The organism is Sphingomonas sp. GW821-FHT12D09 (genome assembly GCF_058807215.1).
In genome coordinates this window covers 547545-561018 of sequence record NZ_JBXAQL010000002.1, presented here as the reverse complement: position 1 = coordinate 561018, position 13474 = coordinate 547545, and the positions used below count along the sequence as shown (strand labels likewise).

The window sequence follows — 13474 nt, the reverse complement described above, 5'->3', positions numbered from 1 at the left end:
CGATTCGCGCCCGGCGCGGCGCGCGGAAGTTTACGAAACATACGCTACGGGGACCCCGTTTCCCCTTCCCGCGCAGGTGCCCGTGACGGGCGCGATCGATGGTGGAAGGAAGGCCAGCCTGCATCCACCAGTATGGAGCAGGCCAAATCCTACATTGCAAGCGTTCGGGATGCGCGGTGGTTCGGGGCGAGGCTCGATCCGGCAACGAGCCGGACCGAGCCCCCTGTCCTTAGAACTGCTTCGAAACCCGCAGCTGGAGCGTGCCGGCCTTCTCGCCCTGACCAGTGCGCAGGCCGGTCTCGAAGTCGAACGACCAGCCGCTGCTCAGGATGTCGAAGCGCGTGCCCAGGCTGAGCTGGAGCTGCTCGCGCTTCCAGCCATTGCCGGTCAGCGCATAGGCCGCCGCACCCGGGATGTCGGCATAATCGAGCCACTGCTGATCGACATCGGCGAACTCATGGTTCCACTCGGCGCGGATGCGCGGGGTGATCGAACCGAAGTCCACCTTCTGGCGATACTGGAAGCGGGCGCCGATCGTGCCGGTCACCGAGCGGACTTCCCGCGCGTCGAAGCGCAGATTGTACCGGCCGGCCCCACTCTCGGTGTAGGCATCGAGATCGGCGTTCATATATTCGCCGCGGCCATAGAGCGACCATTGGATCCCCCCGCCACCGCTGCGATCGATGCCGAGCGAGATCGCCGCGATCGTATAGCTGCCGTCTCGGCTGCCGCGCGCCGTCGCATTCACCGCTGCGGCGATGCGCCGGGTGGTGAAGTCGAGCTGGCCTCGGCCGATCACGCCATCGATGAAGGCACCCTGAGCCGGCTGGATGCTGGCATAGGCGGCATAGAGCGTGCTGGTGCCGCGCACCTGCGCCGCCGTGCCGATCCGGCTGAGGTCATTGCCATAGCCGCCGCCCAGGCCGACGACGATCCCATCGCCAAGCTTGACGTCGGCACCGGCGCTGAGGCCCGCGGTGGTCGCCGTCACCTTAGAGCGGTCGGTGGTCTTGTCGCGCGTGCCGATGTCGATCGCACCGCCCGCCCAGCTTGCCACCGAACCCGTCCGGCGGGTGCCGTCCTCGTTCGTATCCACGGCGGCCTTGGCTGCACCGGCGCTCGAAGCCGCACCACCCGTCGGGGCGACGCTGCGGCCATAGCCGAGCTGGCCGGGACGCGAGAGCGGCGACTGCGGGTTGTTGGCGAACCGGCCGATAGCGGGATCCTCACCCGAAACGCGCATCCGCTCGGTGATCGCGAGACCCCAGTTCTGGTCGGTGGGCCGCTCCATTTGCGCGACGTCGCGCGAAGTGAGCGTCATGCCCATCGCCAGGCCGGCCTGGCCGCCGCCATTATGGAGCTGCTCGGCGCGCCGCATGAAGTTCGACACCTGGGCCCGGGCGAAGCGGCGTGCCGTTTCGGCCTGGGCATCGCTGATCGCGCCGACATTCGGATCGTTACGCGGATCGGGGCGTGCCTGAACCGTGAGCGTGACGGTGGAGGGCAGCGAGGCGCCATAGGCGTTGCTCAGCGTGTAGGTGACCACGATCGTGCCGCCGAAGCGGTTGTTCGGGGTCACGTCGAGGCGATAGGCGCCACTGCCCGTCGCGACGATCGCCGTGGTGGCCGAATTGGCCGGCGAGACGCTGACCACGGTCGCGCCGGTGAACGGACCGCGGATGGCGCCGTCGGTGAGCATCACCGAGACCATCTGCCCGTCGCCGGTGGTCGCCACCTTGGCGACCGGGACCGGCACCTGGCCGATGACGTTGATCGTCACGGTGCCCGGCGCCGACGTGCCGCCCGGGCCGACCGCCACGTAAGTGAAGCTGTCGGTGCCGGAATAATTGGGTGCCGGCGTGTAGTGCGCGATGATCGGCGTGGCCGGAGCCGCGTCGCCCTTCCCGCCCGGACCGGCCGGCGTGCCGCCACTCAGCGTGACGGTGCCATGCGCCGGCGGCGTGGCGATCTGGATCGTGTCATAAGCGCCGGTGACCAATGCCGAGAGGTCGATATCGACGCTGGTGCCGGCCGTGGTGGTGCTGCCTGCTACCGAGCTGTTGCCCGGCGCCGCGACCGGCGGCGGCGGCATTGCCACGCTGAGGCTCACCGTCGCCGGCGCGGACGTGCCGCCCGGACCGGTGACGGTGTAGGCGAAGCTGTCCGCACCATAATAGCCGGTGGTCGGCTTGTAGGTGACGACATCGCCGCTGACCGTGGTGGTGCCATGCGTCGGAGCGGTGCTGACCGTCAGCGTGGAGTGCACACCGGTGATCGAGGGCGCCAGGTCGATGGCCGTGCCCGCGCTGTTATAGGCGACGGAGATCCCGCTCTTGTTGGCTGCGGTCGGTGCCGCCGGCGTCGCCACCGTCAGGCTCACCGTCGAGACGTTCGACGTGCCGCCTGCACCGGTTGCGGTGAAGGTGAAGCTGTCCGCGCCGTAATAGGCCGCGGCCGGGGTGTAGGTCACCACGTCGCCCGCGATCGTCACGGTGCCGTGCGTCGGCGCCGTGCCGATCGCGATGCTCGAATGGACGCCCGTGATCGAACCCGAAAGATCGATCGGCGTTCCCGCGCTGCCATAAGGCACCGCGACGCCGCTCTTGTCGGCAGTCACCGGCGCCGGCGGGACCGCCACCGTCAGCGAGACGGTCGCGGGAGCCGAGGTGCCGCCCGGGCCAGTCGCGGTATAGGTGAAGCTGTCCGCGCCATAATAGGTGGCGGCCGCCGTGTAGGTGACCACGTCACCGGAGATCGTCACCGTGCCATGCGCCGGCGCGGTGCCGATCGCGATGCTCGAATGGACGCCGGTGATCGAAGGCGCCAGGTCGATCGCCGTCGCGGTGCCGCCATAGGGCACTGCCACGCCGCTCTTGTTGGCCGCCACCGGTGCCGCCGGCGTCGCCACCGTCAGGCTCACCGTCGCCACGTTCGACGTGCCGCCAGGGCCGGTTGCCGTGAAGGTGAAGCTGTCCGCGCCATAATAGGTCGCGGCCGGGGTGTAGGTGACCACGTCACCCGCGATGCTCACCGTGCCGTGCGCCGGGTTCGTGCCGATCGCGATGCTGCTGTGAACGCCGGTGATCGAGCTCGACAGGTCGATCGCCGTGCCGGTGCTCGCATAAGGCACCGCCACGCCGGGCTTGTCCGCCGCGACCGGCGCTGCCGGCGTCGCCACCGTCAGGCTGACCGTCGAGACGTTGGACGTGCCGCCCGGGCCTGTCGCGGTGAAGGTGAAGCTGTCCGCGCCATAATAGGTCGCCGCGGGGGTGTAGGTGACCACGTCACCCGCGATCGTCACCGTGCCATGTGCCGGCGCGGTGCCGATCGTCAGGCTCGAATGCACGCCGGTAACCGAAGTCGACAGGTCGATCGCCGTGCCGGTGCTCGCATAGGGCACCGCCACGCCGGGCTTGTCCGCCGTGGTCGGAGCCGGCGGGGTCGCCACCGTCAGGCTCACCGTTGCCGGGGCCGAAGTGCCGCCGGGGCCGGTCGCGGTGTAGGTGAAGCTGTCCGCGCCGTAATAGGTGTCGGCCGGGGTGTAGGTGACCACGTCCCCTGCGATGCTGGTCGAGCCGTGCGCCGGCGCCGTGCCGATCGCGATGCTCGAATGCACGCCGGTGATCGAAGCCGACAGGTCGATCGCAGTGCCGGCGCTCGCATAAGGCACCGCCACGCCGCTCTTGTTGGCGACGACCGGTGCCGCCGGCGGTGCGACCGTCAGGCTCACCATGGCCGGGGCCGAGGTGCCGCCAGGGCCGGTCGCGGTGTAGGTGAAGCTGTCCGCACCGTAATAGTTGGTGGCGGGGGTGTAGGTCACCACGTCACCGGCAATGCTGGTCGTGCCATGCGCCGGCGCCGTGCCGATCGCGATGCTCGAATGCACGCCGGTGATCGAGGATGCGAGATCGACCGCAGTGCCCGCGCTGTTGTACGGGATCGCGGCGCTGGTGCCGGCTGCGGTCGGCGCCGCCGGGGTCGCCACCGTGATGCTCACCGTCGCGACGTTCGAAGTGCCGCCGGCGCCCGTCGCGGTATAGGTGAAGCTGTCCGCGCCATAATAGCCGGTTGCCGGGGTGTAGGTCACCACGTCGCCCGCGATGCTGGTGGTGCCGTGCGCCGGCGCCGTGCCGATTGCGATACTGGAGTGCGGGCCGCCCGTGATCGAGGTCGACAGGTCGATCGCCGTGCCGGTGCTGTCATAGGGCACCGCCACGCCCGGCTTGTTCGCCGCGATTGGCGGAGCGATGAAGGTGAAGGTGGCAGACGTCGTGCTGGTCTGGCTGTTGACCGTGACCGTGACGTTCTGCGCGCCCGTGCCGGTGGCCGGCGCGGTAACCGTGAGCGACGTCGCGCTCGCGCCCGTCACCGTGCCCGCACCCGCCGATCCGAAGGTCACCGTGTTGTTGCCCGGAGTCGTGCTGAAGCCGGTGCCGCTGACCGTGACCACCTGGCTGACCGGGCCGGTGTTCGGCGAGACGCCGGTCACCGTCGGGACGATGGCGAAGCTGCTGCTGGCGGCCACCGTCGTCGGGTAGCCGGCCGGCGTGAACGCGCCGAGCGTGAGGGCGGAGACCGAGCCCGGGGTGGTGCCGGTGAAGCTGATCGTGACGGTGCAGCTGCCCGCGGGGATGCTGAAGCCGTTGAACTGGAAGTTCGCGCCGCTATCCGATCCGCTGGCGCCACAGCTGCCGCCCAGCGCGCCGCGGCTTACCAGCGCCGAGCCGTTCAGCAGCGGGGCGATGTTCGGCGAGGCCGATGCGTTGGGGTTGGTCAGGGTGATCGTCGCCGTCCCGGCCTGGCCGACGCCGAGCGAGGCGGTCGAGAAGCTGACCGAGCTGGTGATCGCTCCGGCCGCATTGACGGTGAAGCTCTGCTGCGCCTGGGCCGCCGCGTTCCAGTTGCTGTCGCCCGCCTGGTTGGCGTTGATGATGCAGGTGCCGGTGCTGGTGAAGGTCACCGTGCTGCCCGAGAGCGCGCAGCCCGAGCTGCCGCCGTCGAGAGTGATCGCCACCGTCAGGCCCGAGGAGGCCGTGGCGCTCACCGTATAGGCTGGCCCGCCCACGCCCACGCCGGTCGGCGCGGTCGAGGTGAAGCTGATCGTCTGATTGCCCTTGGCGATGGTGCCCGAGACGGTGCTGCCCGTGCTGGTGACCGGCGTGCCCTGGCTGTCGGTCGCCTGGATCGAATAGCTGAACCCGCCCGCGGTGGTCGGCGAGCCCGAGACCGTGCCCGTCGAGGCACCCAGGGTCGTACCTGCCGGGAGCGCGCCCGTTGCGAGCGCATAGGTGTAGGGCGAGATGCCGCCCGAAGCCGGATTGGTCTGGTTGTAGCTGGCGCCGACCGCAGTGCCGGTGGCCGGGTTGGCGGTGACCACCAGGTTGGCCGGAGTCACGGTGAAGCTGCGCTGCACCGTCGCCGCGGCGGAATAGGTGCCGTTGCCGGCCTGGTCCGCATCGATTGTGCAGGTGCCGGTGGTGAGCAGGGTCAGCGAGGTGCCCGAGACCGTGCACACACCGGTTGTCAGCGAGGTAAAGGTGACCGTCAGCCCCGACGAGGCGCTTGCCGACAGCGTCAGCGGCGAGGCCGAGAGCGAGGCGTTGGACAGGGCGTTGAAGGTGATCGTCTGTGTCGCGGCGGTGACCGTGATCGAATAGTTCTCGGTCACGGTAAAGGCGCTGCCGGCCAGGGCGGCGGAGCTGTCCGTCGCGGTGATCGAGAAGTTGAAGGTGCCCGCCGCCGTCGGCGTGCCGGAGAGCGTGTTGCCGGTCAGGGTGAGGCCCGTCGGCGGCGTGCCGGTGAGGCCATAGGTGTAGGGCGCGGTGCCGCCACTCGCGGTGAAGGTCTGCGAATAGGCAGTGGCCCCCGTGGCGCCCGGCAGCGCGCCGGATGCGGGCGAGAGCGCCAGCGGTGCGATATAGGTGTACTGGTTCGCCGCCGCCGTCGCGCTGGTACCGCCAACGGTGGTGACGCGGACGTTCACCGTGCCGGTGCCGGCAGGCGAAGTCGCGGTGATCTGCGTGGCGCTATTGACCGTGAAGCCCGTGGCCGGAGCCGCGCCGAAGGTGACCGCCGTCGCGCCCGAGAAGTTGGTGCCGGTGAGCGTCACGGAAGTGCCGCCGGCAGTCGTGCCGCCGCCGGGCGAGAGCGCCGTGACGGTGGGCGCCCCGACGAAGGTGAACTGATCCGCCGCGCTGGTCGCGCTGGTGCCGCCGACCGTGGTGATGCGGATGTCCACCGTTCCGGTGCCCGCAGGCGAAGTCGCGGTGATCTGCGTGGCGCTGTTGACCGTGAAGCCCGTCGCCGGCGTCGCGCCGAAGGTGACCGCCGTCGCGCCCGAGAAGTTGGTGCCGGTGATCGTCACCGTCGTGCCGCCCGTGGCCGGGCCGGCAGTCGGCGAGATCGAGGTGACGACTGGTGCCGCGACATAGGTGTACTGGTTGGCCGCCGCGGTCGCACTGGTGCCGCCGACGGTGGTGACGCGGACGTTGACCGTGCCGGTGCCAGCCGGTGCGGTCGCGGTGATCGAGGTCGCGCTGTTGACCGTGATGCCGGTCGCCGAGGTCGCACCGAAGGTAACGGCGGTCGCGCCCGAGAAGTTGGTGCCGGTGATCGTCACCGTGGTGCCGCCGCTCGTCGGGCCGGCCGTCGGCGCGACCGAGGTGACCGTCGGCGCGGCGACAAAGGTGAATTGGTCCGCCGCCGAAGTGGCGCTGGTGCCGCCGCCGGTGGTGACACGGATGTCCACCGTGCCGGTGCCGGCAGGCGAAGTCGCCGTGATCGAGGTCGCGCTGTTGAAGGTGAAGCCCGAAGCCGGAGTTCCGCCGAAGGTGACCGCCGTCACGCCGGTGAAGTTGGTGCCCGTGATCGTCACGGTGGTGCCGCCGCCCGTCGGGCCGGCGGTCGGCGATATCGAGGTGACCGTCGGCGCCGGGATATAGGTGAACTGGTCCGCCGCGCTGGTCGCGCTGGTGCCGCCGACCGTGGTGACGCGCACGTCAACCGTGCCGGTGCCGGCGGGCGAGGTCGCGGTGATCGACGTCGCGCTATTGACTGTGATGCCCGTCGCCGAAGTCGCCCCGAAGGTGACGGCGGTCGCGCCGGAGAAGCCGGTGCCGGTGATCGTCACCGTCGTACCGCCCGTCGCCGGGCCCGATGTCGGGCTGACCGAGGTGATCACCGGCGCCGCAACATAGGTGTACTGGTCGGCCGCGCTCGTCGCGCTGGTGCCGCCGACCGTGGTGACGGTGACATCATAGGTGCCCGGGCTGTTGGCAGGCGAGGTCGCGGTGATCTGGGTGTTGCTGTTGATCGTGTAGGTCGCGTTGGCCGCGCCGAACTTGACCGCACCCGTCCCCGGCGCTGCCGCGAAGCCCGTGCCGGTGATCGTCACGGTGGTACCGCCGCCGGTCGGGCCGGCAGTCGGCGAGATCGACGTCACCGTCGGCGCGGTGACGAAGGTGAACTGGTCCGCCGCCGAAGTGGCACTGGTGCCGCCGCCGGTGGTGACGCGGATGTCCACCGTGCCCGCGCTACCCGCGGGCGAGGTCGCCGTGATCGAGGTCGCGCTGTTGAACGTGAAACCCGAAGCCGGGGTCGCGCCGAAGGTGACCGCCGTCACGCCGGTGAAGTTGGTGCCGGTGATCGTTACCGTGGTGCCGCCCGTCGTCGGGCCGGCAGTCGGCGAGATCGAGGTTACGGTCGGCGCCGGGATATAGGTGAACTGGTCCGCCGCGCTGGTCGCGCTGGTGCCGCCCGGCGTGGTGACGGTGACATCGACCGTGCCGGTGCCCGCAGGCGAAGTCGCGGTGATCTGGGTGTTGCTGTTGATCGTATAGGTCGCGTTGGTCGCGCCGAACTTGACCGCACCCGTGCCAGGCGCCGCCGCGAAGCCGCTGCCGGTGATCGTCACCGTCGTGCCGCCGCCCGTCGGGCCGGACGTCGGGCTGATCGACGTGACCGTCGGCGCCGCGACATAGGTGTACTGGTCGGCCGCGCTGATCGCGGTGGTGCCGGCGGAGGTAGTAGCCCGCACATCGACCGTGCCGGTGCCGGCGGGTGCCGTCGCCGTGATCTGGGTCGCGCTATTGACCGTGAAGCTGGTAGCCGCGGTCGCGCCGAAGGCCACCGCCGTCGCGCCCGTCAGGTTGGTGCCGGTGATGACGACCGAATTGGCGCCCCCGGTCGGGCCAGCGGTCGGCGCGATCGAGGAGATCGTCGGGACCTGCGCGACGCTGATCACTTCAGCGCCACTTGGCGTATTCGGCGCGCCGCCGCCGCTCGCCTGGATCGTCACGGTTCGCGATGCGGCAGTATTGCTCGCGACGTTGGTCGTGATGCTGAGCGCATTGTTCGACGCGCCTGCGCCGAGCGTGCCCGTGAAAGCGCAGCTGAGGGTCGTGCCGCTCGAGGCGGAGCAGTCCCAGTTGGCGCCGGTATAGCCGCCATAGGTGAAGCCGGTCGGCAGCGTCGAGGTGAGCGTGACGGTGCTCACGGTCGGTGCGGTGCCGTTGTTGCTCAGCGTCGGGGTGAGCTGGAAGCTGCTGCCCTGTGCCGGCGTGCCGGTGTGCGCCACGCTGATGCCGAGCGACGGCTCAGGGGCGACACAGGCGAAGGAAACGGCGACGTCCAGGCTCCGGCCACCGGCATCGGGCACGTCGAGCGCCGCGCCGAACGCGGTTTCGGTGCCAGTGAGGGTGTACGTGGCGGACGTGACGGTACCGTTGGCGGTAAGGTTGCCGGCAGTCTGGAATGCTGCGGCGCTGTTGCTGGTGCCGATGCGAACGCGCGTGCGGATCTGTCCCGCGCCGAACGCCACATGATTGGTCACGGTATAGCTGACGGTGACCTGATCTCCACTGCTGAACGAGTAGAAGGTCGAAGCATTGGGAGCATAGGGCTGCGTGCCCGAATCATAGTTCGGATCAACGAAGCCGCTGGAGCGAATCTCGGAGAGGGCGAAGCCGCTCGCATTCCACCGCTTGGCGGTGGACGATGCCAGCGAGGTCTGACCGCCGGAATAGGTGTAATTGGCCGTATAGTTCGCGACGCCGCTGTTGAGCGCCGTACAGCCGGTGGACGCCTGGGCCGCGACAGGTGCGAGCGCAACGGCGAGGAATCCGATTCCTCCAAGCACGTTGCGACGCATGCCGAGTCGCCGCGCAGTCTCTCGCAAATTGTGAATCGAAGTCTCGATCCAGCCCGAGTTTTCCGCACGCTCGCCCCTATGACGAGTGATTGATCCGAAGATGCCCACGCCCATATCCCCTCGGGCGAATCCCCACGCCCCGGCGCGTTTATCTGGCAGTTTGTCGCTATCGGCAAGGTGCCATGAGAATTGCGACACGCGCGGCTGTCTCATTCCGGCAATAATAACTGCGCTTTTCCAAGACAATCACCGCAACGGGGCCGTTATGATATTGCCATCGCCGGGTAACCGGTTCTATCCAACCGGCAGTCCGAAAATGTTCGTCGGGCGGGCGTTCCCATAGCCGGACTCTTGATTCGCTCGATTTGTTCGGTCCTGATTCGCAACGCGTTCTGAACTTCGGTCATCAATACATCCATTTCGGATGTTTTCTGGGGAGGGTTCTCATGGATCTCTACATGGGTCAAATCTTGTTCTGCGGCTTCAATTTCGCGCCGAAGAACTACATGTTTTGTCGCGGCCAGATCATCGCGATCAGCCAGAACAGCGCGCTTTTCTCGCTGCTCGGCACCACTTTCGGCGGCGATGGCCAGACGACCTTCCGGTTGCCCGATTCGCAGGGCCGCGTTCTCGTCGGCACCGGCCAGGGCCCTGGCCTGCCGCCGACCAACCTCGGCGACATTGCAGGCTCGCCGACCATCACCCTGACCACCAACGAATTGCCCGCGCACGTGCATCCGCTGCTGCCCAATTCGATGATGATGAACGGCATGTCGGGCATCAGCCAGGACTCCCAGGTCGCCAACCCGCGCGCCGGCGCGTTCCTTGGCACGGTTGCCACGGACTCATCGACTGTCGGTGTGACGATGTACGTTCCGGCGGGCACGACGGGCGGCACCACCGTTCCACTGGGTGGCTGCTCGGTGAGCGGCACGACGGGCCCGATGGGCAACAACCTGCCCTTCTCGCTCATGCAGCCCTATCTGGGCATGAACGCGATCATCGTCGTGCAGGGCATCTACCCCTCGCGCAACTGAGGCGACCGCCAGAAGCAGATCGGCCGCGCTGCCCCAGGGGCAGCGCGGCCGATTTCGTTCGGCATTCCGCAGGTTCAGGCGAAGGCGGCCTGGTAGTGGCGTCGGCCCTCCGCAGGCTGCAGCTGGACGATCGAGATCACGAACGGGCCGCCGCGGCCGCAATCGAACTCGTAATTCGCATCCGCCAGATAGATTTCGGTCGCCGAGCTGAAGAACAGCGAGAACGGCTCGCGATGGTCGATCGGATCGGGCAGGCGCGGCCTGCGCTCGACGCGCTCCAGCACGACCTCGACCGGCATCGGCTCGGTGTTCACCCGTACCTGCTTGCCGACCCAGGGCTCGAAATCTTCCGGCGTAAGCAGGCGCAACGTGACCATGGTCTCTTCCCCCAACAACCGGTGCGTGCGCGCCCGGCTTGTGAAGCTATCTGCCCGGTTGCAGGATCGAAGGGAAGCGCCTCGCCGGCGCTTCCCACCATTGCGGTTTGAATTCGAGGTTGCATGACCGACACCTTGCTCCCCTTCCCCACTCACCCGGCGCCGCCGGCCGCGCCGCATGGACTGACGCTGCGCGCCGCGACTGTAGACGACCTGCCCTTCCTCGCCGAGATCCACGCAGCTTCCCGCGCGGCCGAGCTGGCCTTCATGCCTTGGCCGGACGCGCAGAAGCGCGCCTTTCTCGACCAGCAATTCGACCTGCAGCACCGCTATCTGATGCAGACCAGGCCGCGGGCGGATTACTGGGTGATCGAGCGCGATGGCACGGCGATCGGCCGGTTCTATGTCGACCGGGATGCACGGCTGTGGCAGCTCGTCGATATCGCGCTGGCGCCCGACGCGCAGGGCGGCGGCACGGGCACCGCGCTTGTCGGTTGGCTGCAGGACCTGGCCCGCGCGGCGGGTGCCGGCGGGATCGTGCTGCACGTCGCGATGGCCAATCCGCGCGCCCAAGCGCTCTACCGGCGTCTGGGCTTCACCGAGATGGAGGAAGGCGACGGCATCCAGGTCCCGATGATCTGGACGCCCTGACGCGCGCTTATTCGACCGTCACCGACTTGGCGAGATTGCGCGGCTGATCGACATCGGTGCCCTTGGCCACCGCGACATGATAGGCGAGCAGCTGCACCGGAACCGCATAGACGAGCGGCGCGATCAGCGGGTGGACCTTGGGCATGGTGATCGTCGCCACGCAGCCCTCGCCCGCCGCTTCGATCCCGTCATAGTCCGAGATCAGGATCACCTTGCCGCCGCGCGCCTGCACTTCCTGCATGTTCGACACGGTCTTCTCGAACAGCGGACCCGAGGGGGCGATCACGATCACCGGCACGGCATCGTCGATCAACGCGATGGGGCCATGCTTCATCTCGCCCGCCGCATAGCCTTCGGCATGGATGTAGCTGATTTCCTTGAGCTTGAGCGCGCCTTCGAGCGCCAGCGGATAATCCGTCCCGCGGCCCAGATAAAGCACGTCGCGCGCCGCAGCGACCACGCCCGACATCGCCTGGATCGCCTCGTCATAGGCGAGCGCGGCGTTCAATGCGGCAGGCGCCTCGGCGAGATGCTTGACCAGCGCCTTCTCCTCGGCCTCGGAAAGCTTGCCCTTCGCCTTGGCGAGATTGGCGGCGAGCGCGGCGAGCACCGCGAGCTGGCAAGTGAACGCCTTGGTCGAGGCGACGCCGATCTCGGGGCCGGCATGGGTGGGGAGCAGCAGGTCCGCTTCGCGCGCCATCGAGCTGGTCGGCACATTGACCACCGCGGCGATCGTCTGCCCCTCGGCGCGGGCGTGGCGGAGGGCGGCGAGCGTATCCGCCGTCTCGCCGGACTGGCTGATCACGATCATCAGCCCGCCCTCTTCCATCACCGGCGCGCGGTAACGGAACTCGCTGGCAACATCGAGATCGACGGCGACGCGCGCGAATTGCTCGAACCAGTATTTGGCGACCATGCCGGCATAGAAGCTGGTGCCGCAGGCGACGATGGTGACGCGCTTGATCGTCGAAAGATCGAAGTCCGGGATCGGCAGCGTGACCTGCTCTTCCATGCGCTGGAGGTAGGAACGCAGCGTCTGGGCGACGACGATCGGCTGCTCGTAGATCTCCTTGAGCATGTAATGCCGGTGATTGCCCTTGGAGACGAGCTCGCCGGTGACGCCCGAGATGGTGATCGGACGCTGGACGGGATTGTTGTCCTTGTCGAAGATCTCCGCGCCGTCCTTGGTGATGACGACCCAGTCGCCTTCCTCGAGATAGGCGATGCGCTGGGTGAGCGGCGCCAGCGCCAGCGCGTCCGAGCCGAGATAGGTCTCGCCCTCGCCATAGCCGACGACCAGCGGCGAGCCGAGGCGGGCGCCGACGAGCAGGTCCGGATGCTGGCGGAACAGGATGGCTAGCGCGAAGGCGCCGTGGAGGCGCGGGAGAACTTCGGCGACGGCGTCGGCCGGAGCCATGCCAGCCTCGACCTTCTCGCTGACCAGATGCGCGACGACTTCGGTGTCGGTCTCGCTCTCGAACTTGCGGCCGCGGGCGATCAGCTCGTCGCGCAGCGCCTTGAAGTTCTCGATGATGCCGTTGTGGACCAGCGCGACTTCGCCGGTGGCGTGCGGATGTGCATTGTTGGTGGTCGGGCCGCCATGCGTCGCCCAGCGGGTATGGGCGATGCCGGTGGTGCCGGGCAGCGGATTGGCCGCCAGCTCCTTGCCGAGATTGACCAGCTTGCCCGAGGCGCGGCGGCGCTCGATCCGGCCATCGACATCGGTGGCGATGCCGGCCGAATCATAACCGCGATATTCTAGGCGCTTGAGTCCGTCGTACAGCCGCTCCGCGACGTCTTCCTTGCCGACGATCCCGACGATTCCGCACATGCTTTGGGTGTTCCTGCTTGAGCCCGGCGATCAGCCGAGGATTTCGATCTGGTCGATGGAATCGACCGCAATACGCGTCTGGAAATGCGAGCCGATGGGCACGCGGCGGGCAATGCCCTTCACGCGCACCCGCTTGCCCTTGAGCACATCCTCGGGATAGCCGCCGAATTTCGCCTTCAGCGCGTTGATCGCGGCCGAGTGCAGCTCGATGGTGAGGTTGCCGGGGTCACGATAATTGGCCGCCGAGTTGAGATAGGCGTTGAACCCGCTCGCGCCGCCTGAGGCGATAACGAACTCGAACACGCCTTCGACTTCGCCCGTCTTCGAGGCTGCGACCGCCTCGATCGTCTGGACGGGGTTCATCGGCACCGCCGTCTGCGCGAGCGCCGGCGTGGCGAAAGCCAAGGCAAAAGCGGAAATCATGGTCATG

General features: G+C 68.2%; 6 protein-coding genes. 2 read left to right on the top strand and 4 right to left on the bottom strand.

What is annotated here, in order from left to right:
• Positions 1 to 229: 229 nt before the first annotated feature.
• Positions 230 to 9148, bottom strand: coding sequence for an IPT/TIG domain-containing protein (locus AC1RPL_RS12690; protein ID WP_493069656.1), 8919 nt, complete (start codon positions 9146 to 9148; stop codon positions 230 to 232).
• A 458-nt stretch (positions 9149 to 9606) separates the two neighbouring features.
• Here AC1RPL_RS12690 and AC1RPL_RS12685 point away from each other — a divergent pair, with 458 nt between their 5' ends.
• Positions 9607 to 10185 carry a phage tail protein gene (locus AC1RPL_RS12685; RefSeq protein ID WP_493069655.1) on the top strand — a complete coding sequence of 193 codons (579 nt, stop codon included), beginning with the start codon at positions 9607 to 9609 and terminating at the stop codon, positions 10183 to 10185.
• A 74-nt stretch (positions 10186 to 10259) separates the two neighbouring features.
• Here AC1RPL_RS12685 and AC1RPL_RS12680 read toward each other — a convergent pair whose 3' ends face one another.
• Positions 10260 to 10562: a DUF6916 family protein gene (locus tag AC1RPL_RS12680; protein WP_493069654.1), complete on the bottom strand. Its 303-nt coding sequence runs from the start codon at positions 10560 to 10562 to the stop codon at positions 10260 to 10262.
• 123 nt (positions 10563 to 10685) lie between these two features.
• Here AC1RPL_RS12680 and AC1RPL_RS12675 point away from each other — a divergent pair, with 123 nt between their 5' ends.
• The gene (locus tag AC1RPL_RS12675; RefSeq protein ID WP_493069653.1) at positions 10686 to 11213 is read left to right on the top strand and encodes a GNAT family N-acetyltransferase; all 528 of its coding nucleotides are present in this window, start codon (positions 10686 to 10688) and stop codon (positions 11211 to 11213) included.
• Positions 11214 to 11220: 7 nt separating this feature from the next.
• On the opposite strand, the gene glmS is transcribed toward AC1RPL_RS12675, so the two are convergent.
• Together glmS and AC1RPL_RS12665 are read right to left on the bottom strand one after the other, a co-directional pair.
• Positions 11221 to 13044, bottom strand: a complete 1824-nt coding sequence (gene glmS, locus AC1RPL_RS12670) for a glutamine--fructose-6-phosphate transaminase (isomerizing) (RefSeq protein ID WP_493069652.1) — start codon at positions 13042 to 13044, stop codon at positions 11221 to 11223.
• A gap of 30 nt (positions 13045 to 13074) precedes the next feature.
• Positions 13075 to 13473, bottom strand: a complete 399-nt coding sequence (locus tag AC1RPL_RS12665; protein WP_493069651.1) for a hypothetical protein — start codon at positions 13471 to 13473, stop codon at positions 13075 to 13077.
• Between the last annotated feature and the right edge of the window lies 1 nt (position 13474).